The 22,465-nt window shown below is 68.4% G+C and carries 17 protein-coding genes and 1 pseudogene; 15 read left to right on the top strand and 3 right to left on the bottom strand.

Annotation, left to right across the window (positions count from 1 at the left end; translation table 11 throughout):
• The first annotated feature begins 374 nt into the window (after positions 1 to 374).
• The 7 genes and pseudogenes from ACH4EB_RS36815 (at position 375) to ACH4EB_RS36785 (ending at position 4,941) form a co-directional block, all read left to right on the top strand.
• Entirely contained in the window at positions 375 to 1,454 is a 1,080-nt protein-coding gene (locus ACH4EB_RS36815) for a helix-turn-helix domain-containing protein (RefSeq protein WP_398352813.1), read from the top strand.
• Between the two features lie 45 nt (positions 1,455 to 1,499).
• On the top strand, positions 1,500 to 1,985 hold the full coding sequence (locus ACH4EB_RS36810; RefSeq protein ID WP_398352811.1) for a hypothetical protein: 486 nt from the start codon (positions 1,500 to 1,502) through the stop codon (positions 1,983 to 1,985).
• Between the two features lie 99 nt (positions 1,986 to 2,084).
• Positions 2,085 to 2,222: pseudogene (locus ACH4EB_RS36805) on the top strand (XRE family transcriptional regulator); the annotation flags it as partial.
• Positions 2,223 to 2,914: 692 nt separating this feature from the next.
• The gene (locus tag ACH4EB_RS36800; protein ID WP_398352810.1) at positions 2,915 to 3,133 is read left to right on the top strand and encodes a hypothetical protein; all 219 of its coding nucleotides are present in this window, start codon (positions 2,915 to 2,917) and stop codon (positions 3,131 to 3,133) included.
• 20 nt (positions 3,134 to 3,153) lie between these two features.
• Positions 3,154 to 3,582: a helix-turn-helix transcriptional regulator gene (locus tag ACH4EB_RS36795; RefSeq protein WP_398352809.1), complete on the top strand. Its 429-nt coding sequence runs from the start codon at positions 3,154 to 3,156 to the stop codon at positions 3,580 to 3,582.
• A 348-nt stretch (positions 3,583 to 3,930) separates the two neighbouring features.
• A complete protein-coding gene (locus ACH4EB_RS36790) occupies positions 3,931 to 4,275 on the top strand; it encodes a hypothetical protein (RefSeq protein WP_398352808.1) in 345 nt (114 codons plus the stop codon).
• Positions 4,276 to 4,443: 168 nt separating this feature from the next.
• The gene (locus ACH4EB_RS36785) at positions 4,444 to 4,941 is read left to right on the top strand and encodes a DUF6233 domain-containing protein (protein WP_398352807.1); all 498 of its coding nucleotides are present in this window, start codon (positions 4,444 to 4,446) and stop codon (positions 4,939 to 4,941) included.
• A 191-nt stretch (positions 4,942 to 5,132) separates the two neighbouring features.
• Here the strand turns inward: ACH4EB_RS36785 and ACH4EB_RS36780 are convergent, their stop codons facing one another.
• The 3 genes from ACH4EB_RS36780 to ACH4EB_RS36770 form a co-directional block, all read right to left on the bottom strand.
• Positions 5,133 to 8,204: a tetratricopeptide repeat protein gene (locus ACH4EB_RS36780; protein ID WP_398352805.1), complete on the bottom strand. Its 3,072-nt coding sequence runs from the start codon at positions 8,202 to 8,204 to the stop codon at positions 5,133 to 5,135.
• 168 nt (positions 8,205 to 8,372) lie between these two features.
• Complete coding sequence (locus ACH4EB_RS36775) at positions 8,373 to 8,594, bottom strand: hypothetical protein (protein WP_398352803.1); 222 nt, start codon at positions 8,592 to 8,594, stop codon at positions 8,373 to 8,375.
• Between the two features lie 69 nt (positions 8,595 to 8,663).
• On the bottom strand, positions 8,664 to 8,816 hold the full coding sequence (locus ACH4EB_RS36770; RefSeq protein ID WP_398352801.1) for a hypothetical protein: 153 nt from the start codon (positions 8,814 to 8,816) through the stop codon (positions 8,664 to 8,666).
• 680 nt (positions 8,817 to 9,496) lie between these two features.
• Here ACH4EB_RS36770 and ACH4EB_RS36765 point away from each other — a divergent pair.
• The 8 genes from ACH4EB_RS36765 to ACH4EB_RS36730 all read left to right on the top strand — a co-directional run bounded on the left by ACH4EB_RS36765 (position 9,497) and on the right by ACH4EB_RS36730 (position 22,423).
• Positions 9,497 to 10,312: a hypothetical protein gene (locus ACH4EB_RS36765; RefSeq protein WP_398352799.1), complete on the top strand. Its 816-nt coding sequence runs from the start codon at positions 9,497 to 9,499 to the stop codon at positions 10,310 to 10,312.
• Positions 10,313 to 10,702: 390 nt separating this feature from the next.
• Positions 10,703 to 11,188, top strand: a complete 486-nt coding sequence (locus tag ACH4EB_RS36760) for a hypothetical protein (RefSeq protein WP_398352798.1) — start codon at positions 10,703 to 10,705, stop codon at positions 11,186 to 11,188.
• 401 nt (positions 11,189 to 11,589) lie between these two features.
• On the top strand, positions 11,590 to 13,935 hold the full coding sequence (locus ACH4EB_RS36755; RefSeq protein ID WP_398352797.1) for a hypothetical protein: 2,346 nt from the start codon (positions 11,590 to 11,592) through the stop codon (positions 13,933 to 13,935).
• A gap of 293 nt (positions 13,936 to 14,228) precedes the next feature.
• Entirely contained in the window at positions 14,229 to 14,408 is a 180-nt protein-coding gene (locus tag ACH4EB_RS36750) for a hypothetical protein (RefSeq protein ID WP_190216024.1), read from the top strand.
• Positions 14,409 to 14,503: 95 nt separating this feature from the next.
• Positions 14,504 to 19,906, top strand: coding sequence for a hypothetical protein (locus tag ACH4EB_RS36745; protein WP_398352795.1), 5,403 nt, complete (start codon positions 14,504 to 14,506; stop codon positions 19,904 to 19,906).
• 204 nt (positions 19,907 to 20,110) lie between these two features.
• Positions 20,111 to 21,490: a zinc-ribbon domain-containing protein gene (locus ACH4EB_RS36740; protein WP_398352794.1), complete on the top strand. Its 1,380-nt coding sequence runs from the start codon at positions 20,111 to 20,113 to the stop codon at positions 21,488 to 21,490.
• Positions 21,382 to 21,678, top strand: coding sequence for a zinc-ribbon domain-containing protein (locus ACH4EB_RS36735; RefSeq protein WP_398352793.1), 297 nt, complete (start codon positions 21,382 to 21,384; stop codon positions 21,676 to 21,678). The genes ACH4EB_RS36740 and ACH4EB_RS36735 overlap by 109 nt, the downstream gene beginning before the upstream one ends.
• A 268-nt stretch (positions 21,679 to 21,946) precedes the next feature.
• Entirely contained in the window at positions 21,947 to 22,423 is a 477-nt protein-coding gene (locus tag ACH4EB_RS36730) for a hypothetical protein (protein ID WP_398352791.1), read from the top strand.
• The last annotated feature ends 42 nt before the right edge of the window (positions 22,424 to 22,465 follow it).

Here is a 22,465-nt window from a genome sequence, read left to right as displayed (position 1 = left end):
CGGCGAGTGTTTTTGCAGTCACCGGCACCGCCGCCGCGTTCCTGTCGCTGCTGAGTCTGCCCCTGATCCTCATCCAGCAGGCTCCGCCCGCCGCGGCTGCGGTCACGGCGTCCGCGGCCGTGGCTTGCCGCCGGCCGCGACCTTCACGTGAACTACCTGCGGGTTCGCCTGTCCTAAGCCGCCCGCGGGCACCTGCGGCCCGCATCGCCGCGCCGGGCCCCAGCTTCGGGCCCGGCGGGGCACCGGTCGTCTCTTCATTCCGGAGCGACGGCGAATCCCTGTCTGTCAGGGGACGAAAATGCGCCCCGTGCGCGGCCGATCCGCACGGCGGGCGGCGGTAAATCCCCTGCCGCATCCCCCGGAAGGGGCACCTGATGACCGCTGCTGACACCTGCCGCCAGTGCGGCAAGGGCCTCACCTACGCGGGCCGCGGCCGGCGCCGGCTGTACTGCTCGCGCGCCTGCCAGCGCCGCAAGCGCACCCCGGGCAAGGACATCCAGACCGGGCAGGAGCGCTACGAAGTGCTTCAGACGGTGCACCGCATCACCGGCACGCTGCTGGACGCCGAGTACACCGCCGCACCCGATCCGGGGCAGAACCTGCCCCGCTCCGCGCGGGCCCGCAAGCATCTGGAGATCTACGACGCGCTCGCGGTCCTGCAGATGCGCGCCGAGGGCGTCAGCTGGGAGACCATCGGCCAGGCCGCGGGCATCAGCGGTTCCACGGCCAGCCGCAAGTGGAGCCGCGCCTCCGTCGAGAGCAAGCTCCAGCGGTTCAAGGCCCTCGCCGCGGCCGACCCGCCGGAGCCGGCCGGCCCGGCCGCGGTGCCGCGTCAGCGGGGGGCTGACGGCGCGCCCCCCGGCCGCCAGCCGCCCGGTGACGAGGAGAGCGGCGGGGCCGGAGGGCTCAGCAGCGTCCAGCAGTTCGCCAACGCCCTGTCCCACCTGCAGCGCGGCAGCACCAAACCGGTCCGCGACATCGCTCAGAACGCCAGGATCTCGGCCTCCTACGTCTCCCGCGTGCTGTCCGGAGAACGCGTTCCCTCATGGTCCGTGGCCCGCCGTATCACCCTGGCCTGCGACGGCGACCCCGCAGCCCTGCGCACCCTGTGGCGCGCCGCACGCGGCGTGACGCCGTCCGCCAAGATCACCTCCGAAGACGCAGTCGGCGCCCTGCACGCCGCCCTGCGCGGCCTGCACCTGTCCGCCGGCCGACCCGACCCCTACCTCCTGCACACCCAGTGCCAGGGCTCCCTGACCGAAGGTCAGATCACCGATGTCTTCCACGGCCAGTACCTGCCCGACTGGCCCGCGCTCGGCCGCCTCGTCCTGGCCCTCGACGGCCGGCCCGACACCCTGCGCCCCCTGTGGAACGCAGCCAACCCCACACCCCCTTCACTCGCACCCGCCCGCAACCGCCGCCTCGTCGGCCTGCCCGCCAGCGCCTTCGGATAACCACCCAGGCCACCGGCCGCACTCGCTCGTCCCCGGGGAGACGACATGCCCGCCAACCCACTCGCCACCCAACCGCCCACCAACGTGCCCGTCAGCATCCGCCTGCCGCTGGACTTCCTCGCCTTCTGCCAACTGCGCCACACCGCCTACCACCGCCATGCCCTACTGCGCCTGGGCGAGCAGAGTGCAGCCGAGCGCGCCGTCGAAGACGCCCTGGGCACCCTGGCCACCAACTGGCGCCGCGTCCTCAGCAGCCGGCACCCGGCCCGCCACGCCTGGCAGACCCTCGCAGCGAGCATCGACATCCAGGCCCGCCGCCAGACCAACGCCCCACCCACCGCAGCCCGCACCCTGTACACCCTGCTGCCCGCCCGCCAGGCCGACGCCCTCCTCCTGCACCTGCAACACCTGCCCCCGCACCACGCCGCGGACCTGACCGGACTCGATCCGGCCGTCCTCGCCTACCACCTGGGCGCTGCCCAGCACACCCTCGACGCCCGCATGCCCGGCACCAGGCCGCCGAGGCGCTGATGGACAGTTACGGGCCGCTGGATGAGGAGGATCTGCGTGATCACTACCGTGAGCAGGTCGAGGAGATCGTGGCGGTCAAGCTGGAAGACCGTGCCCCAGGGTGCCAGCGACGTCCGGCTCCAGGAGATCGCGGCCGAAGCGCTCAAGGAGGTGTACTTCCAGGACGGCGGCCGCTGCGCCGGCTCTCTGGAGGAGGCCCGGTTCACGGACATTGAGCACCTCGAGTTCGACCTGTAGCAGCCGTACCCGTTCACGCATCCTCGCGGCGTGCAGCGTTTCCACCCGGGTGAGCGCCTTCGCGGTGGCGGCCTGCTTCATCGCGCTGCCGGCGAACTCCAGCAACAGCTCCACCGCCGCGTGGCTCTTGGCAGTGCCGCAGCTCGGCCTCGTTCAGCAGCTCCGGTTCGCTGGCCAGGCCATCTCAGGTCGGCCAACCGTTGCTGGGCCCACCACTGGCGCCGTCGGCGCCACCAGCCGCCGCCCGGCCGGTTCTGGGCCCGTACCTTGTGGATCTGCCCCACGAAGGCCCGGATCTGCGTCTCCTGCCCGGGCGTCCACTCCAGTCCAGTGCCCTCATGGAGCGTCCGTACGGCCTCCTGGACGGTCTCCACGGGTCCCTTCCCGTCCCTCATGCGATGCCCTGTCCCGGCCGGTCATGTCCGGGACGGGGTTCCGTTCTTCCCGTGCGGCCCGTACGCCTATTCCGGTTCGGCGTCGTCCGGTGGGCCGTTGATCGTCGGCGGATGGCCTTGGGGGGCTGAGGGGAGGCGACGACGGGAATGAAGAACCGTCCGAATCTCCTGGTATGCCAATTTATGTCGGAAAACCGGTCATGACCAAGCTAGTTACTCCTGTCTTTTCCCCTTGACGGGAGCCCGGTTGACTGCCGGTCAGCGCGACCGCCGCGCTACTCGTTCCGGGAAGCATCCATGCTCGCTGATCCGTCTGCTGTCCGCGGCACCTGCGGGGCAACGTCGTGGCGTCGGCACCCCTGCGTCATCGTCATCGTTGTGGTCCTGCTGCTGACCGCCCTCAACCACGTCGTGCCCGTCCAGGAGGTCCTTCCCGCTGCTGTAGGGCTGCTTCCTGTGCTGCAGGACTGCCGCGTCCGGCGCGCCACGCCCCGGCCGGGGGAGGCACGGCGGTGACGGGAGCGATCAGGCGTCAGATGGGTTCGCCCCGTAGGCGGGGCACCGATCCTGCACGGCTGAACACCGCCGTGCACGACCCGGAGTTCGGCCTCCTGCTGAACAGCGATCAGGTCGCCCGGCTCATGACCCTGACCAGGGATTCTTTGCACAGTGCGGTCAGCTCAGGGCGGTTCCCTCCGCACGACCGGAAGATCGGCGGCCTCGTCTACTGGTCCAAGAGCACGGTCGACCGCATCGTTGACGAGCGTTCACAACGCCTTGAGGTCGAACTCCGTGTGGGCGGCCATCCGCTACCGCGGGAATCCGACGCCTTGCCGATGCCGCCCGCCGATGGTGACGAGGTCTTCGGGGACGCCTCGCTGCGCACCGTGCTCGCCCCAGACCACCGGACGGCGGAAGAGGACCCGCAGACCCAGCCGGCGGACAACGACGTCGTCACGGGATGAGCCCGTCGCGCAGTGCTGCGAGGGGGCCGCCGTGCGAAAGGGCGGAGAGCCGCACGCCACTGCCCAGGAACTGATGGCGGAGCAGGCGACCGTCGGCCCTGCAGCACGGCAAAACCCTCGACACCTTGGTGCGCGCGGTGCAGGCGGTACTTCGGGGACTGTGATGCGTCGGGGGAGGACATCGAGCGCGACTTCGTCGCCCGTACCGGCTGCTGGTCCACGGTCGAACGCGTCGCCCTCACCTACGGGCAGGTTCTCGCCTACGACCTGTCCCCGGCGGAGGGCAAACGCGGCGATCCGCCTGGCCGGCCTTCGCCCGCCGCCACGGCCTCGATGCCGCCCCGCTCGGTGCAGTGGGAGGTCGAAGCCCTGGACCCGGACGAACTGCAGCGCCTGGTCCTCGCCGCCGTCGCCCCGCACGTCGACCGCACGGCCCTGGCCCGCCAGATCGCGCGGGAAGAGGAACAGCGGCGCGCCCTGCAGCGCTTCGCCCGCAGCTGGCCGGACGGCTTCCGCGCCTCTGCCGAGCCGGCGGAGGATGCTGCGGTCGACGAGCCCACCGTGACCTCTCCGGCCGCGCAGGATCCCGCTGCGGTGGAGCGGTTCTGGACGGCGGAGCTGATGCGGGAGGCTGAGCCCTTGCCGATGCCGGACTATGACGAGGACGACGAAGCGAGCGGTCCGGAGGCGTAGGCGGGCCGGGCTGGCGTCGGCACCGGCATCTGGCCGCCGCCGGCCCGGGCCCGCCGTGCTCGTTCGTCTTGCCGGGGAACGAAGCGCGCTGATCCTGCCCTAATGACCGAGTCGACCTGCGTGGGTGTCCGTGCGGGGTGGGCTGGGTGGTCGTCCTAGGGTCGGGTTGTGGAGGAGTACGGCGAGTCGGCGGCGCACTGGGGCGACGGGCCCTTGGTGGAGGTGGCGTTGCCGGACGGGCAGGCGGTCCGGGCCGTGGTCACCCGACGATGGCGCGACCGGTCCGGCACCTGGTGGTACGAGTGCGAGCTCACACTGCCCGGCCGTGTGGACGCTCCGCGCGGTCCCATCCAGCAGCCACACGTCGTGACTTTCATCGCTCCGTACGGCATCGTGCAGCCCATCGAGGGCCAGAACTACACCATCCTTGATCCTCCGCCGCCGGAGAAGCGCACCCGCTGGCGCGTCGACCTGACGCGGGACGGACGGCGCCTGGTGCACCGCCTAGACTGCGCCGCGGGGTCCGAAGGCGGCCGCCTGGCCACCGACGCCGACGCCCTCCGGCTCCTGGCCCAGGGCCCGGAGGTGGCCACCACATGTGTGATCTGCCGCCCGGAGGCGGTGCTGCGTAAGCTGCCTCCTCCCGCGGACGCTGATACGCCCTGAGCCGGAGAAGCAGACCGTCGTGGGCAGGCTCTCTCGAACTCCGGTGGCAGAGTGCCCCCTCGACGGCCACCGTTCCGCACGACAAGCGGGCTGTCGAGCAAGCAGGACTCGCGCACCATCTTGCAGCCGCTGACCCGGCCGATCTCCTTGACCAGCCAGTACTGGCGGTGACATCGCAGGGCTGCGTACCGCTACTCCGGCAGGGCTCGATGGATGGTGTCGTGCAGGGAGCGCATGGCGTCGGCTGGGAGAGCGAAGACGTTCGCGATCTCTTCCAGATCCTTCGATATCTCCCGCAGATGGGCATCGGGCGGACCGGCGCGAAGAAAGCTGGCCAACGTCTGCTGGGCTTTCGCCCAGTTCTGGCGGGTGCACTGGATGAGGAACAGACCGCCCAGTTCATCCCTACGGTTGAGGGAGCCGCCGGTTGCGGCAACGCTTTGCAGTTCCTCGGCGCGGCCCAACTCGGACTCCCAGCCAGGCTGCGCCAGCAGGCGCCGCACCATCGCCAACTCGAAAGGGCCCCAAGCATCGCAGGGGTCCAGTTCCATGCCCGCCGCCAGCTCGCTGAGGGCGGCCTCGTAACGGCCCATGAGCCGGTAGAGCCTGCCGCGGTGGATGTGGGCCCAGGGGGTGTCGGGGGCGAGTTCGATGGCGCGGGTGAGGTCGGTGAGGGCGTCGTCGTAGCGGCCCATCGCTTCATATGTGCCGCCGCGCCGGGTGTAGGCCCAGGCGTCGTCGGGGTCGAGTTCGATGGCGCGGGTGTAGTCGGTGAGGGCGTCGTCGTAGCGGCCCATCGCTTCATACGTGTCGCCGCGGTGGATATGGGCCCAGGGGGTGCCGGGGTCGAGTTCGATGGCGCGGGTGAGGTCGGTGAGGGCGTCGTCGCAGCGGCCCGTCATCTGAAAGGTGCGGCCGCGCTGGGCGTGAGCCCGGGCATAGCTGGGCTTGAGTTCGATGGCGCGGGTGTAGTCGGTGAGGGCGTCGTCGTAGCGGTCCATCAACCGGTAGATGTCGCCGCGCTGGGTGTGGGCCCAGGGGGTGTCGGGGTCGAGTTCGATGGCGCGGGTGTAGTCGGTGAGGGCGTCGTCGCAGCGGCCCATCGACCAGTAGGTGATGCCGCGCTGGATGCGGATCCAGGCGTCGTCGGGGTTGAGTTCGATGGCGCGGGTGTAGTCGGTGAGGGCGTCGTCGCAGCGGCTCATCAACCGGTAGGCGGTGCCGCGCTGGGTGTGGGCCCAGGGGTTGTCGGGGTTGAGTTCGATGGCGCGGGTGTAGTCGGTGAGGGCGTCGTCGTAGCGGTCCATCAACTCATAAGTAAAGCCGCGCTGGGTGTGGGCCCAGGGGTTGTCGGGGTTGAGTTCGATGGCGCGGGTGTAGTCGGTGAGGGCGTCGTCGTAGCGGTCCATCGCTTCATACGTGTCGCCGCGTTGGATGTGGGGCCAGGGGTTGTCGGGGTTGAGTTCGATGGCGCGGGTGTAGTCGGCGAGGGCTTCGTCATGGCGTCGTGTAAGGAAATACGTGTTGCCCCGGCCTTCATAGGCACTGCCCAGGCGCGGGGCGAGGTCTAGCGCGGCTGTGTAGTCGGCCAGCGCAGCCTCCATGTCCCCAGCAGCACGTCGTTCGCGGCCGCGCAGGGCATAGGCCAAGGCACGACCGTCCGGGCTGAGCCCGGCACTGATGAGTATGCGGGTGAGCATGCTGACGATGCTGTTGGGTTCAGCTTCCAGGGCGGCCACGAAGTCCCGGCCCCACCGGCCCAGGGCGGGAGCGTCAGTGTCGTGGCCGGCTTGCTGCAGGATCTGGGCCCAGCGGCGCAGCGTCGCGGTGCTGTGGGCGTAAGCGTGCAGGGTTTCGGCGAGGGCAGCGGGCAAGGCCCGGTGCGGATGTGCGCACAACCGGTGATAGATCTCGCGCAGCCGGTATTCACGCCATTGCTGGCTGTCCCACCACTGCTCCGGCACACGGTCGTCCCCCTCTTCCTCGTGCTGGCGTCGCTGGGCGTAGGCGCCGGCCAGGAGGGTGTGCTGCTGCTGCCATTGCCGGGGGGACTGCGTGCGTTGCAGGCGGAGCATGGTGTCGCGTACGACGTCGTGGTAGCGGCAGCGGCCGGACAGGTCGGTGACGAACGGCCGGCCGCGCAGCCAGCCGAAAATATCTGCCCCGTCTTCCTCACCCGTGAGCAGTCGGCAGATGTCTTCGTCCAGTTCCAGCGGCAGCGCGCACGCCAAGGCCGCGGCACGGCGGGCCGGGTCGTTCTCCCAGCGCAGGAACCGTTCGACGGCTGTGCCGCTGGGGTCTCCGACATCTTCGGCGGTGGCCGGGCGGGCCTCGGCCAGCAGGTGCACCAGCACCGGCAGCCGCCCGGACAGCCGCAGGATCACCTCGATGACCTGATTATCACGAATCTCCCGGGCGGCCAGGAGCTGGCGTGCTTCGGCCTCGGTGAAGATCTCAAGTTCCAGTTCGTGCACCAGGTCCAGGTGGTCGCTCCAGATGGTGGAGGACAGGCGGCTTTGCCCGGCCGCGACGACCATCACGCCGACAGGCAGTTCCCCGTACCGCGCCTCGATGAGGACATCCCGCAGCCACACGTCCAGGAACGCGCCGGTGTACTCGTAGGTGTCGAAGAACAGCACCACCCGCCCTGCCCGCTGAGCCGCCTCTTCGACGGCCCGCACGAACAGCGGCGTCAGCACCTGAAGCGGAGAGAGCACCATCTGGGCGTCGTCGCGGTTACGGAAGCGGGCCGCGAACGCCGCCCGGACCCGGTCGGCGCCGAGCGCCACCTGAGCGGGGTCCACCGCCCCGACGAACGGCCCCGCGCCCGGCATCATGCCCAGTCCCGCCAGCCCGACCTGCGAGACCACCATGCTCCCCGGCGACGGCCCAGGTTCCGGCGGCTCACCGCTGATGGCCCCCTGCGGCGCACCGTCGCCCTGCGGGACCGCGGTTGCGGCTTCGGCCTCATGGCACCGTTGCCGGTAGGCACTCAGCGCCTTGCCGAACTCCTTCGTCCCGTGCCCCTGCCGCGCCAACTGACCGGTGATGGCCTCCATCACCTCCACGGCGTCGGCGACCGCATCGCCCACGTACGCCGTGGCCGCACCGTGCTCGCTGGCGATCGCCTCCCACCGCCGCACCAGCGTCGTCTTGCCCACACCCCCCGGCCCGCGCACATGAAAGAAGAAGTCCGCCGCCTCATCCTCCGGCGAGCACTCCAGACTCTCCCGGAAGACCGACAACTCGCTGCGTCGGCCCACAAACCCGTCACGCCGCCGACGCCGGATCAAATCCCGCCGCGAAACCATGCCTGCTCCCCTCCCTGCGGCCCCCACCGTCATGATTGTCGGTCGCGAGGTGCCAGGAAAAGTGCCGGTGCGCACCCGGTGCTGCCCAGCGGATGCGCACCAGGCCTCACGGGGGTGCGGTTACCGGTGCGCACCGGGTGCGGAGTGCACGGCGTGAGCCAGCACCAGGCGCTCGTCGCGCATCGCCTCCAGGGCGCCGGCGGTGTCCGGGTGGTCGGGGTCGGGGATGACGGTCACCGTGAACGGGAGGATGCTGCGGGCGATGCCCGGCGCCGCCGTAGTGGGGGAGTCCCGTGCCCAGTCCCGCAGCGCGGACAGCAGTACGCATCCGGTCTCGTCCATCGCGAAGGAGTCCGCGCACGCGTCGGTCCCCCCCGTCCACGGCCGTAACGGGCCAGATGATGTCCTCGGCTAGCCGCAGCAGGACGAACGCCAGCTCCGGTCCGCTTCCGCCCGCCCGGCGACCGCGGCGCCGCCACCGGCCTGCAGCGCCAGGAGGTAGTCGAAGCCCCGCTCCACCTGCTGGGGCGTCAGCGGTGTACGGGACGGGATTAGGTACGGCATCACGCTCTCCTCACGATGGCCGCCGTGCCACTCACGGCGTCATTCCCGCATGCTCGGTTGGCTGGCCTGTGGACAGAGGCCGGAGAACTCCCCTCCCTGTCACCGCGGTCCGCCAGCAGGCCGAGGACGAGCGCCAGGGACAGGAGGCGCCGGCCCTGCTGGAGCAGAAGGCCGGCGGCTGACTCTCGCGTGCCCGGCCCACTGGGCACACTCTGAACCGGTGGCGCGGCACCAAGGTCACCTGGGTAACCGACCGCGTTGCCGGTGGGCCAGTGGTACGGCGACGGGGGCTCCGTGCCGGGCAGGGTGGCGCGTGCGCATCTTCCCGGAACCAGGCGTGCCGGGGACGGTGGGGGTATGGCGAAGGACTTGAGGGAGTTGTACTGCGCGACCTGTCGGTCGCGCGAGCAGCACATCGCGTTGGACAGCCGGGAGCAGCGGCGGTGGTTGCGGGAGGTGACAGGGCGGGTGCCGGACGGGTTTTGGATGTGTACCCGGCCCGGGTGCCGCAACGTGCGTACCTACTGGGAGGACGAGCCGTTCGACCAGCCGCTGCGAATGCCATAGGCGGCTGCGGCGTCGGACGACCGGGGCGCCGCTCTGGGGCTGCGAGGAAGGTCGGCCATGCCTGCCGGGTTGCATCACTGGAATCGCCGCATGGCCTGCCTCATCATCGTGAGATGGCTGAGCGGACGGACCTGCCGCGGTTGCGGAATCTGATCGAGGGCGTGCTGGCGAACCTGTACCAGCTGTACGGTCACCAGGACCTGCCGGAGCTGTGCGATCGCCTGTGCCTCCCGCCGCCCCCTCCCGAAGACGGGCACACGAAGCACCAGCGCCTGACAGCCAGTCTGCAAGCTTGTCCGGGGGACCGCCTGGAGGATGTCGCCGAAGCGGTTCTCGGCACAGAGCCGCTGCGCGCACGGGAGCGCAATGAGCTGCAGGACGTGCTGTGGCTCGGCCGCCCCTACGTGGAGATACCCGGGCGTACGCGGCGTGAGCTGGCCAAGGACTTTGACCTGGCCGACCACCTCGGCTACCCGGACCGCTTTCTCGCCCTCCTGCAACGTCTGTGGGACCTGGACGGCGACCTCGGCGGGTGGGGGAACCCCGCCCGCAGCCTGTGCGGCCAGATCGAGCGCCATGTGATCAGGTTCCGTGACTGGTCGACCGAGGAGCTCTTCGACAAGCTGAAGGCGTTCGAAGCCACGCACCCACGCTTCGGATATTTCCTTGAGGGCCTGGCCTCCCCAGCCGTCCTTCCTGACGAGGAAGCTCAACGGCACTTCGTCGAACTGGCCAACCGCCACCTGCAACCGCTGGGGGCACAGCTGCGCCAGGAGGGGGAAGAGGACGGCTACCCCCTGTTCCAGCTCGTTCGGCCGGGATACGGCACCGCCCGCCGACCACGCAACCTCATCTTCGCCACCTTGGGCAAGCCCGACATCCGCTTCACCAGCGCTCTCGACTGTGAGGTCTCATTGATGTTGCTGTGACCGTCTGTCGTTGACCTGCGGTACCGCACATACATCGCGACGGGTTCTAGAGACACGACGGGCTGTTTGACCTGCGGTCTTGCAGGTTGGATAAGACTGCTGCATCTAGACTGAGAACCTCTATGAGAGGGCGGTGGTGGGGGAGGGTCCGGGGGGGGGGCCGGACCCACATGCGGTGCGGCTACCGGCACTTGACGGGTCCGGTCGGTGAGCGTGTACGGGTGATCCATCCCAAGATCACTTACCGTGCGTACGCCGCGACGGCCGTCATCCGTGCCCCACGAATGTGCCGCTATCTGCGCCCGCTGATGACGCCCTCCGGCCATGCGTACAGCTTTGATCAGGCCCGTCGGATGTCAGCCCATGCCTGCGAGATGTCAAACTGGGCGGGTGCCTGAACAGCCCTTCGTCTTCCTTCCGCTGTCCTATGCGGCCAGGCCGCCTCGGATCGTTGTGGTGGTGCCACACGACGATGAGCGCTGGGTTCGGTGGACGGCGGCGGGCCTTGCCCGGCTGTCGAGGGTGTGGGGCTGCAGTGGAAGTGTGGTGGTGCCGTCCAGCGCGGTCGGACATCCCGCAGTAGACCGGTGCTTGGCACGCCTGCACCCCGATCACGTGGTTGCCTACGGTCCGTCGTGGACCACGTTCGACGCCCTGTACCCCGGCACTATCGACCGGCTGCTGGCCGAGAAGAACATCTCTGACAATTCCATCGCAGCACAGTTCAAGGAGATGCTGCGCAAGGAACCGTGGAACGGAACAGTCGTGCACGAGGCTGAGGCGGCTGCCGACAGCCTTCGTTCACGCCTGGGCGCGAACCGACGGGATGACCACGTCCAGTGCAGCCATCTGTTTGACTATGTGAGGTCTCATTGATGTTGCTGTGACCGTCTGTCGTTGACCTGCGGTACCGCACATACATCGCGACGGGTTCTAGAGACACGACGGGCTGTTTGACCTGCGGTCTTGCAGGTTGGATAAGACTGCTGCATCTAGACTGAGAACCTCTATGAGAGGGCGGTGGTGGGGGAGGGTCCGGGGGTGGGGCCGGACCCACATGCGGTGCGGCTACCGGCACTTGACGGGTCCGGTCGGTGAGCGTGTACGGGTGATCCATCCCAAGATCACTTACCGTGCGTACGCCGCGACGGCCGTCATCCGTGCCCCACGAATGTGCCGCTATCTGCGCCCGCTGATGACGCCCTCCGGCCATGCGTACAGCTTTGATCAGGCCCGTCGGATGTCAGCCCATGCCTGCGAGATGTCAAACTGGGCGGGTGCCTGAACAGCCCTTCGTCTTCCTTCCGCTGTCCTATGCGGCCAGGCCGCCTCGGATCGTTGTGGTGGTGCCACACGACGATGAGCGCTGGGTTCGGTGGACGGCGGCGGGCCTTGCCCGGCTGTCGAGGGTGTGGGGCTGCAGTGGAAGTGTGGTGGTGCCGTCCAGCGCGGTCGGACATCCCGCAGTAGACCGGTGCTTGGCACGCCTGCACCCCGATCACGTGGTTGCCTACGGTCCGTCGTGGACCACGTTCGACGCCCTGTACCCCGGCACTATCGACCGGCTGCTGGCCGAGAAGAACATCTCTGACAATTCCATCGCAGCACAGTTCAAGGAGATGCTGCGCAAGGAACCGTGGAACGGAACAGTCGTGCACGAGGCTGAGGCGGCTGCCGACAGCCTTCGTTCACGCCTGGGCGCGAACCGACGGGATGACCACGTCCAGTGCAGCCATCTGTTTGACTACGACAACGCACGTGAACTGACGCCGCTGGCTGCGGTGGCCACGACCCCTGTCATGGGTGTTCCGGCGACTCTCGTGACCACCCCGGAGGCTCTGGCCTACGCGATGCATGTCGGCATCGAGGCATCCGACGCCAGCGGAGATATTCCAGCTGAGCAGTGGCGGGAGGCAGCTCTCCGCGGCGCCGAGTCGGCACTGTTGTCGCAACTGCACCCAGATGAAGCCGATGGAGCCCACGCGGCCCGGTCACACGAGGCAGCGCTGTGCGTCCCGATCACGAGAGCCTTCCAGCACCGGGAGCGCATTGCCGTCCTGGGAAACCGGCCCGAAGACTTCGCACTGGCCGAGACCCTCCGGCAGATCCGAGGCGCGGTGACCTGGATCCCCTGGACAGAAGCAGGCCTCAGCGACATGTGGTTGTTTCCCGGCAGCGCATCGGAGCGGCTGCTGGTGACGAGCGCGTCGTTGAGCTTGGAGGAGACGCAGCAACGCATCAACACGCGGTGGGACAGGCGGCCTGTCAGGTCCGTTGATCCTGACGAGGAGAAGCGCTCATTCGACGTGGTTGAGCCCGGCAACATCGACCTGGCCCATCCGTTCATGGTGGTCTTGAAGAACGCCTGGGACCAACCGCGTTCTCTTCCCGCGACCGTGGAATCGGACGGCTCACTCCAGACATCGCTGTCTCTCGCTGCGGAGGTCCCACGCGGCCTCAACCCGAATGAGCACCGCTGGCAGGTCACTCTCACCGCCGCCAACCACCCGGTCCCGCCTCTCGTCGTTTTGGACTCGTCCACCGTCACGGCAACAGGCCAAAGCCCATGGGAGACTTTCGTCCGCGCAGCCGACGGAGGCATCACCTACTGGTCGCACCGCTACGACTCCGTACCGAGCGGGGCTTCGCTGGCTGGCTCGCTGGCGTCTCCCAAACTGGCCTGGCCCGGCATCAAACGCATCCTGCAGGTCGCCGCCGCAGCGAACGACATCACCATTCTGCCCAGCCCTGCCGGCAGACGTGCTGCCATCACCGAGCGGCTCCTTGGGTCCCGTGCCGCTTTGGAGGCACTGGCCGCCAGCCCCGGTTGGCCGCTCCTGCACCGCTTCACCTCCGACGCCCCGAACACCGGCTGCCCGGAAGGCAGTTGGTGGAAGCTGAAGTCTGCGGTCGTGCTGTCCTGGGAGGCCATCGAAGCGCATGACGACAGCAGCTGGGAACTGGCCGCTCGCAGAGAGCAGATCGACCAGTGGACGTCACAAGGTGTGCTGCGGCGCGGGCTGATCCTTGGCTGCGATCACTGCCCCATTCTGGAGTTCTATCCCCTCGCCGAGATCAGTCAGAGCTACCGCTGCAGGCGCTGCGGAGGGGACAACCAGCTCGCCAAGAACCGTTGGAAGCCAGCCGCAGACGAGCCCCGCTGGTTCTACGACCTGCACCCGGCCGTGCTGGAGCTCGTCACGAACGATGGAGACGTGCCACTGCTGGCCACGCAGTATCTGCGTAACCAGTACTGGGCGCGAGGAGGTTTGGTATGTGAGGAGTTCGAACTCCTCAAGGACGACAAGCGATTCGTCGAGATGGACTTCGCTCTTGCCACCACGGAGGAACTGTGGCTGGGGGAGGCCAAGAGCAACGACTCTCTCGGCAGGAGCCCTGGCCAGCGGCGAAACGAGGCCAGCAAGCTCATGGAGGGGTGCGCAGCTGTCGGCGCGTCCGGTCTCATCATGGCCACCGCCAAAACGCAGTGGGCAGACACGACCATTGAAGCGCTCACCGAAGAACGCCGGGGACGTCTGCGCGCCGGAAAGGCCGTGCCCAGGATCAGTCTGCTGACGGGTCTTGGAGCGTCACCGAAGCTCTCTCCTCTGACCAGCCCGTGAGGCTGCCTGTTCGGTACGTGGCTTGAGCACAACTGGTGGGCGATGGGCGCCGCTCCAACCGCGCGAGCTGCACCTTGCCGTGATGGCTGTCCCATCCGCCCTGGCCCTTGTGATGCCGCCTTCCTGGATCCCTGGCTCTCAGCGTCCCCCACACCGTCGGCGACTGCGGCGAGTGCTTCGCCCGACGGCGATGGTGCATCGTTGGGGGAGCGGTGTGTCAGCGCCGAGGGCGTTGAGAAACTCAGGACGGGCCACGCGATCGGGATGCCGGGTCGGGAGAGGTAGAGGCCAGTGTGGTTGATGCCGCAGGTGTCGCTGCAGTCGAGCGGCAGGTATCCGGCGGTCTGCTGTCCCGCGCAGCGGTGTCGCATCGAACCGGCGAACAGGGCACCGGCATACGACTTGGCGTCAAGCGGGAACTGGCGGTCGTGCGCCTGGCCGCTGAGATCTTCACGGCTTGCGGCCAGGGCTGAGACCATGCGGGGTCTCGCCCGCTCGCCGGATTTCACAACCGCGCAAACCCTCTTGATGTCCAACTGCTCTGGACATCAAGGCTTATGGTGGTGGTGTGATTTCAACCGCCGACCTGCTCCGCGGCATGCTGGGCGAGAGCGCGTACAGGGCCTTGGAGGCATTGGCCAGCACGGCCACGCCCATGTCCGGCCGGATGGTCGCGAGGGCTCTGGACGTGTCTCCGACCACGGCGACAGCGGCGCTGGGCAAGCTCAGAGAGGCCGGGTTCGCCACCTCAAGCCAGGTCGGGCGTGCCAAGCAGTGGCGCCTCAACACCGACAAGGGCGTGCTGCGCACGTGGCTGGAGGAGACCCGGGTGAGCGCCGCGGACGCTCCGGCTCCCACCGGGATGAGCCCGTACGCGACCGGTGGCGGCGGCGTCACCTTCGAGCGCAAAGTCGCCGTCCAATACCTTGCCCATCTGCTCCTCGGAGAGGGTGCGGCCGAGCTGGGCGACAGTCGGTCGGTCGTCAGCGTGGCTTTTCAGCAAGCACCGGAACACTCGGTTGACGACCTCGTCATCCGCGCGGCCCGTGCCGACGAGCCGGAGCCGTCCCTGGTGCTCGCCCTCGCCATGCGCCGCGCACCCAATCTCGTCAAGAGCAACGAGTCGAGCGCCAAGCTCATCTGCACGTTCGTGCAGGAGGTCGTCAACGCACCCGCCGAGGGGCCTGAATACCGAGCCGCTCTGGTTGTCGCCGGTCCGCAAGAGCACGCGGAGCAGCTGGCAGCACTCGCCGCCGAGGCCGTCGCGCAAAAGGATGCGCCCAGCTTCTTCGGCCTCATTCGGACGCACCAAAAGTTCCTGGCCGGCGTTCGAACACGGCTCACGCACATCGAAGAACTCGTCAAACTCGCCCTGGCCACGCTCGGGACCGCCGATCCCAGCCCGCAGCTCGTCGAACAGCGCACCTGGGAACTGATGTCACGGCTGACCGTACTCATGCCTCGACTCGAGACACCGGACGAATCGGACTGGGCCCGAGTAACGAACTCCTTGATCCCTGTGGCCCGCGGCACTGACCTCTACGGGGCAACACGGTTGCTGGAACGGCTCGTTGCCCTGGCTGACGAGTACCCGCCGAAGGCAGCCACCGTCGACCTGAGTCTTCTGCGGCGCGACGCGCACCAGGTCCTCGACTCGACCACACGCCGCCACCGGCAGGGATGGAAGGCCCTCAGCCACCTTCACGAACGGGCGCTTGCCTCGGTGCGCAACGAGATCGCCACCGAGGACAGTCGCACGGTGCATCTTGACCGGAGCGATACGGCCAGTCAGCTGCTCCAGCTCGTGGAGTCCCCAGCGGCGGCGGTCGTCGCGCACGGTGACTCCGGCGTGGGCAAGAGCGCCCTCGTCGTCCGCACGCTCACCGAAGCCGCACAGGACCCCGATTCCACGCAGGTGGCCTGCATCAACCTGCGGCACCTTCCCCCGACCACAGTAGAATTGGAGTCCGTACTCGGCACCTCGCTCACCGCGCTACTCGGCGAGCTGAGCGCCCCCCGGCGCCTCCTTGTCATCGACGGCGCGGATGCGCTCGCCGAGGGCATGCTGGACCCCTTCCTCTATCTGATGGACGCGGCTGGCCAGGTCGACGTCAAAGTTGTCGCCGTCACAGCGAACGACGCCCAGCAAGTGGTCCGTGACACGATCAACGATCGCTGCGTCGGGGAGGTCGCCAGCTTCGAGGTACCACCGTTGACCGATGTCCAGGTAGCCGAAATCGTCGCAGTCTTTAACGAGTTGTCGGCTCTCGCGGCAGACCCGCGCTCACGTGAGCTGCTGCGCCGACCTGTGGTGGTGGACCTGCTCGTCCGAGGAGGCGTGAAGAGCACCCCTCTCAGCGACGCCGATGCCATGCAGCAGGTGTGGTCGGGACTGGTGCTCCGCCGGCGTCCTGAACGCGGGACCCCGGACGCCCGAAACATTGCCCTTCTCCGCCTGGCCGCCCTGGAACTCGGCCAAGGAGACCCCCTGGAGGTCGTCGGAGCAATCGATCCCACGGCGCTTGCGGGACTGCGCCAGGACGGGGTGCTGCGCACGGACATGGACGACCCGTTCGCCATCGGCCCGCAGTTCGCCCACGACGAAGTGCGCCGGTATGCGATCGCCCGGCTCTTCCTCTCAGCCGGCCACCTCACGGCGAAATTGGTCGAGGCCGGCGTGCCGCGCTGGGCGCTCGGTGCCGCACGTCTTGCCTGCCAGGCACTGCTTGCCGCTCCCGACACCCCGAAAGCCCCTCTGCGCGGCAGGTTCGCCCGCCTGCAGCAGGCCTTCGACGACCTGGTCACGGCAGGCCACGGGGACCGCTGGGCCGACGTGCCCGGCGAAGCGCTCCTGACGCTCGGAGCGCCCGACCCGGTCCTGCGCGAGGCCTGGCCCATGCTGCGCGCTGAGCCTGGCACCGGCCTGCGGCGACTGATCCGTCTCGTGCACCAGCGGCTACACAACGAAGCGGGCCTGGTGCGGATCGCCGCAGCCGAGCCCCTCATCGCCCTGCTCCTCGATGAAGACGAACCCTGGCAACAGGGCAAGCACGTGCAGGACATGCTGCGGGACTGGCTCCACGCCGTCATCATCACGGAAACCCCCGCTGGGTATCCGCTCCGGGTCAGGCTGCACGACCGCCTGCTTGCCGCCTGCGCCTCTGCCGAGCGCCGGTTCAACGACGAGCAGGCAGCCGCGGCTGCGGCCAAGGCAGCCCAGCCAGCTGAGGAAGCCGAATCCGAGCGCCAGTTCCTGGAGAGGCAGCGGCTGGTCTTCATGGGAAACAGCCGTAGGCGCGAGCGCCGTCGCAGGCGTCTTGAGCTCCCCCGTGAGATCACCGATGAGCTCATGGTCGAACTGCTGGCACTGCTCGGCCCGGATCTCGGTGAGGACGGCGAGGCTATTCTGCGCCGCGTTGCGCGCGACGCGCCAGCATGGGCTGGTCCCGCCGTCGAGGAAGTGCTGACCGGCCGGGCTCTGGCCATGTATCGGCGTGGTTTCCTTGCCGAGCTGACCGAGGCCTACTACCTCAACGAGGACGAAGACGGGTCAGGATTCCACGAGGAGGGCATCCGGCGCCATGGTGCTCGCGGGCTCGGCGTGACTCCCCTTGCGGCCTGGTACCGGGGCCCGTTCATGCCGCTGTTCCAATCGGACTTCCGCAACGGCGTCTCGGTGCTGAACCGTATGCTCAACCACGCCGCACTGGCGCGCGCACGCACCCTCACAGGCCATCACCGTCCCTACGGCGTCCGGATCGAGGACCACGACCTCGACGCCTACCGGACAGAACTTGACGTCGCAGGGGCTCGCCGGACCTACGTCGGAGACGAGCACGTCTGGCTCTGGTACCGCGGAACCGGCGTCGGTCCATATCCTTGTATGAGCGCCTTGCAAGCTCTGGAACGGGTGTGTGACCAACTGGTCGAGGCAGGCGTCCCGTTGGACAGACTGGTCGCCACCTTGCTTGAGGACTGCGAGAACCTGGCGATGGTCGGCCTGGTCGTCGGCCTGCTCGTTCGCCATCTGGAGCACGCCGACCGCCTGCTGGACCGCTATCTCGCCGAGCCGGTGATCTGGCATCTGGAGTTCGCGCGTGTCGTCCAAGAAGCGAGCGGCTTGAGGGCATCCGCCGACGGACTGGCGGCTCCCGAGCGCCGCCGCTGGTCGCTGCGGGAGGCAGCCATGATGATGGTGCTACGCGCTGACGACCAGCGCAGTGACGAGTTGCGACTGATCGGGCAACAACTTGTCGCAACGGCCAGGCGACTGGCTGAGGAAGAACCTGGCGAACTCGATGAGCCGGCCGTCCAAGAACAACTCGCGGCTGTGCGTGCCTGGGCTAGCAGCCTCGACCGCAACACCTACCAAGCACAGCAAGTGGAAGGCGGCCTGGAAATCAAGAGCTCGCCTCCCAGCGACGTCGTCGAAGCGTTGCAGGTCAGGAACGTGGAAATGGCACGCGCCCAGGAAGCCATCCGGCTGAGCGTCCGCTACTACATCGATCCCCGAAACGGCACAGACAAACACATCAGCGCGGACGACTTGGTCTCCGACCTGGCTTCGGCCCGAGAACTCCTTGCGAACCCGCCAGACCCTGATCCCGCCAGCCAGTGGGACGTACCTGCCGTCGTGGCCGCGACGGCACTCACCGCGGAGATCGTGGACGGCGTTGAACTGCCCGCCGACGCATTGCGCTTCGCCGTCGACACACTCCTGCGCATCGGGGAGGGCGCGGCATCGCCACGCCGATTCGAAGCCGAGGACTCCTACTTCGAACAGGGGGCTGACCGCATTGCCGCAGAGGCACTGCCGCTCCTTCTTCTGCCCGCCGCCGCGAAGCTCCGCGCCCAGATCGACGGCACGGACGGCTCCACGACGTACCGCCAGGCCGCTGCCGCGGCAGGCAAGCTGGCGCGTTCCCTCCCCAACGAGGTTCGTGTGCACTTGGCCCGCGGCCTCGACCCTGTCTGGCATGCGGCGTGCCCAGCCGGAAACATCGCCTGCCATCACGAAACGGCCTTCCAGCTGACAGTTGAGACGATGCGCGACTGCATCCTCGGTAACTGGGATCCGCAGACCAGTCGGCGGAGGGTCGTCGCGCTCGACGATCCCGTCGCGCACTCACTCGACGAAGCCACCGACGACTCCATCTACGTAGACCGCCTCGACGCAGCGATCAGGGCCCTCGGCGCGGCAGCGACGGCGTCGATCTGCGTTTCGACCCCGGCCCGCGAACTCCTCGCGGTACTCCTCGCCGCGCACCGCCGCGCGCTGCTCGCTGCCGAACAAGACATGGACAGTCGCGGCACCCACGCCCTGATCGCGGCGCGGGCATTGCTTATGGTGGCAGGCATGGGCGACGACGCGCCCGTCTTCCAGCACCTCGACGCCTACGCCGACGACGCGACGCGCCTGGAAAGCTTCTTGTGCGCGCTGTCCTCGGCTGCCGAGGAGTCAGCGGACAGAGCAGCCACGGCACGGCGGATGTGGCCGACGGTGGTCGCCCACGTCATCGCCCTGCAGACTTCCGGGCACACGCCCTTCGCCGGACGGAGCGACTACCACTCTGCTCTGGCTTCGCTCCTGCCCAACCCTGTCCCCGAAACCGCCTACCTCTACCGGGAAGTTCAGGGGAAGCCCATCATCTGGTGGGATCCGCTGGCCTGGCAGGACACAGTCGCCCACTGGCTGCCCCATGCTCAGGGCCACGTCGCATGCGTGGATCAGCTCATCGCCTTCATCAAGCCCCTGCCGGCCGAGGAACAGGCACGCGTCGGCCTTCCGTGGGTGGCGAGCCTTGTCCTCGCCGATCCCAGCCATATCGCGAACCGCACCTATCACCTGACACCATGGCTGATCGAACTGCGCCGAGCCGTCGCCGACGCGGGCCTGGCTGACGATTGGCAACGGGTAGTTGATGCCCTCGTCGTTGCCGGGGTGTCCCGACTCGCACCATACTCTGAGTAACCGCCGGGAGCCCGGGCGCCCGTATGGGGTGCGCCGCTGTGGTGTCACCGGGCACGGCGTCGGTGATGACGGGGGAGCTGGTCTGGGAAGCCTGGACCCATGAAGGGCCGTTGTCAGTGGCGGCTGTCAGGATCTGCCGTCATGGGTAAACGGCGAAGTGCTACCGAGGTGGCTGCAGTTCGGGCTCGGCTGAAGGCCGAGTTCGTGTCCAACCTGTCCAGCCCGGATATGGCGCTGGAGGCCATACCGCTGTCTTCTACGGACCGGTGCCAGTGGCGCTGCTCGGCGGAAGGATGCGGTCACCAATGGCCCGCCCGGTTGCAGTTTCGCACCCGAACCGTCAAACCCTCGGGGTGCCCTGAGTGCTGGAAGCGCCGCAACCGGGCTCCTGGCCCGGGAGAATCGCTGGCCGATCTGAATCCTGCGCTGGCACGGCAGTTCCGCCGCAATCTCAGCCGCCCCAACCGTGGGCCGGACACCCTGCGCCCGCAGTCCCATGACCTGTGCGTGTGGGAGTGCGCTCAGGGGCATTTCTGGCCGGCGAGGCTCGCCAATCGCACCAATGGGCGTGGCTGTTCGGACTGCACCGGGCATGGCCGCTCCCCGTTCGAATGCAACGTCGCCATGCTCGTCCAGGCCGCCTGCGGGCTTGACGTGGAGCTGGACCACCGGCTCCGCCTGCCCGGGCGCCGTCAGGACCGCTTCGACCTGTACCTACCCGAGCCGGCCCTGCTCATCGACCTGGACCCGGAATGGACCCACAACAGGCCAGGAAGCCTGGAGCGTGACACCGCCAAGACCGCGGCAGCGATCGCCGCTGGACTCGACGTGGAACGCATCCGAAGCCGCGGTTTGCCGCCCGTCCCGGTGCCCGGCCTGGTCCACCATGAGGCCGGGCCGGGGGTGAACCCCGAGGGCTGGGCGGAGGCGGTGGGTGCCGTACTGCGGGGCCGCGACCTTTCCTGGCGGCAGCTCACACCGGCCGAGGTCACCGCGGCGCTCACGAGGGGTGCGCAGCTGTGGCAGAAGGCCGTGGCCGGCCCAGAGGTGTCGGCGGTGGACGTGGCGCCCCACCTTGAGGAGGAGTTCATCGCGAACCTCACCAACCCGGGCAAGGCGCCTGATCGGATGCCGCCCGGCTGCAACGACGTGTGCCTGTGGCGGTGCGGGAAGCCGGAGTGCGGCTACGAATGGAAGGCCGTACTGCACAGCCGGGCACTTGCTGGCCGCGGCTGCAGCCGGTGCGGTCACGCACGGGTCGGCGCGGCCAACAGCAGGCCCGGCCCTGGTGAATCACTCGCCGAGGTCAACCCGACGATGGCCGAAGAACTCATCGAGATCGTCGGCCACCCCGGCTGGACCGCGTTCGACCTGCTCCCCACGTCGAACAAGACATGCCAGTGGCGGTGCCCCGAACCACACTGCCGCTTCGAGTACCCCGCCCCTCCAAACCGCCGCACAGGTCAGTCGAGCGGATGCCCCGATGCGCCCGCCGACGCACCATCGCAGCCAGGGTCCGCCCCAAGCCCGGCAAATCCCTGCAGGACGTGCACCCTGCCCTCGCCGACGAGCTTGTCGAAGTGATCGACGAGCCGAACCTGACCGCGAAGGAGCTCAGACCGAGCTCCACCAAACTGTGCCGGTGGGCCTGCTCGAAGCCTGGCTGTCCGGGACGGTGGAAAGCCACGCCTGATCAGCGGTCCCGCCGTGGCGGGACCGGTAAACGCTGCCCAGCATGCCATCCGCCGCGCAAAAGCCGCACCCAGCCGTGAGCCCGGCCTGTGTATCGCGCCTTCTCACCGTGATGCCGGTCATACCGCATCAGCGCGTCACGTCGCCGTCCGCCTCGGCCGCTGGCACCACCATGAGGACTGCAACAGGCCCCATCCACCTTCTCCTTGCCTCATTGAGCCGAGAACCCCTCTCGGACCGGCACTAACGCGGTGTGCAGACCGCTGAAAGGCGGCACTGGGAGCCCGTTCCTCCGAGAAGATGGAGTAGGGCGGTGGGCGGAGCCTGCCGGAGCGGATGGGAGAGCTGGTGGGGGACTACGACTACGCAGCCGCGATGACGTATGCACGGGAGCGCTTGAGCGCACTGGGCGTGACCGCAGAGAGCGGAAACCTCGCCAACGCCGCCGCGGTCGGTATCACCGAGTTCGTCTGGCGCAACGGGCCCATCGAAGACGCTCATGCGGGAGCGAGGGGACGGCGCAACAAGCTGCACGATGGCGTCATGTTCGCCCGCAACACCTGGGTCTACCACCAGGCCCTCGAAGCGGTGAACAGTCCCAAGCAGTACGCGCTGCTGCGGTTCGAGAAGCGCATCCTCGACCGCGAGCTCGTCTGGCCCGGCACGTCCGGCACGCTGACCCAGTTCGGATACGGCGCGCTCGGCGAGATCAAGAAACACGTCAAGAAGTCCATCGACTACCTGATGTACCTGCAGGAGACGTTCTCTTCTGAGAGGTCGTTTTCTCCCGTTGTTTCATCCCGTCATGCGTGTTTGATCCGGTGATGTCGGGTGGCGCCAGGAGATGGTGTTCTCGCCGGTGAGGCG

The sequence above is a fragment of the Streptomyces sp. NPDC018045 genome (assembly GCF_044327445.1).
Lineage (GTDB): Bacteria > Actinomycetota > Actinomycetes > Streptomycetales > Streptomycetaceae > Streptomyces.
This window is presented reverse-complemented; position numbering and strand designations above follow the sequence as displayed.

What these genes read in the sequence shown, in the direction of transcription:
- ACH4EB_RS36765 (WP_398352799.1), top strand. Translation starts at nt 9,497, where the DNA reads ATGGCTGAGCGGACGGACCTGCCGCGGTTGCGGAATCTGATCGAGGGC.
- ACH4EB_RS36810 (WP_398352811.1), top strand. Translation starts at nt 1,500, where the DNA reads ATGCCCGCCAACCCACTCGCCACCCAACCGCCCACCAACGTGCCCGTC.
- ACH4EB_RS36800 (WP_398352810.1), top strand. Translation starts at nt 2,915, where the DNA reads ATGCTCGCTGATCCGTCTGCTGTCCGCGGCACCTGCGGGGCAACGTCG.
- ACH4EB_RS36795 (WP_398352809.1), top strand. Translation starts at nt 3,154, where the DNA reads ATGGGTTCGCCCCGTAGGCGGGGCACCGATCCTGCACGGCTGAACACC.
- ACH4EB_RS36770 (WP_398352801.1), bottom strand. Translation starts at nt 8,816, where the DNA reads ATGCCGTACCTAATCCCGTCCCGTACACCGCTGACGCCCCAGCAGGTG.
- ACH4EB_RS36735 (WP_398352793.1), top strand. Translation starts at nt 21,382, where the DNA reads ATGCCCCGATGCGCCCGCCGACGCACCATCGCAGCCAGGGTCCGCCCC.
- ACH4EB_RS36775 (WP_398352803.1), bottom strand. Translation starts at nt 8,594, where the DNA reads ATGGACGAGACCGGATGCGTACTGCTGTCCGCGCTGCGGGACTGGGCA.
- ACH4EB_RS36815 (WP_398352813.1), top strand. Translation starts at nt 375, where the DNA reads ATGACCGCTGCTGACACCTGCCGCCAGTGCGGCAAGGGCCTCACCTAC.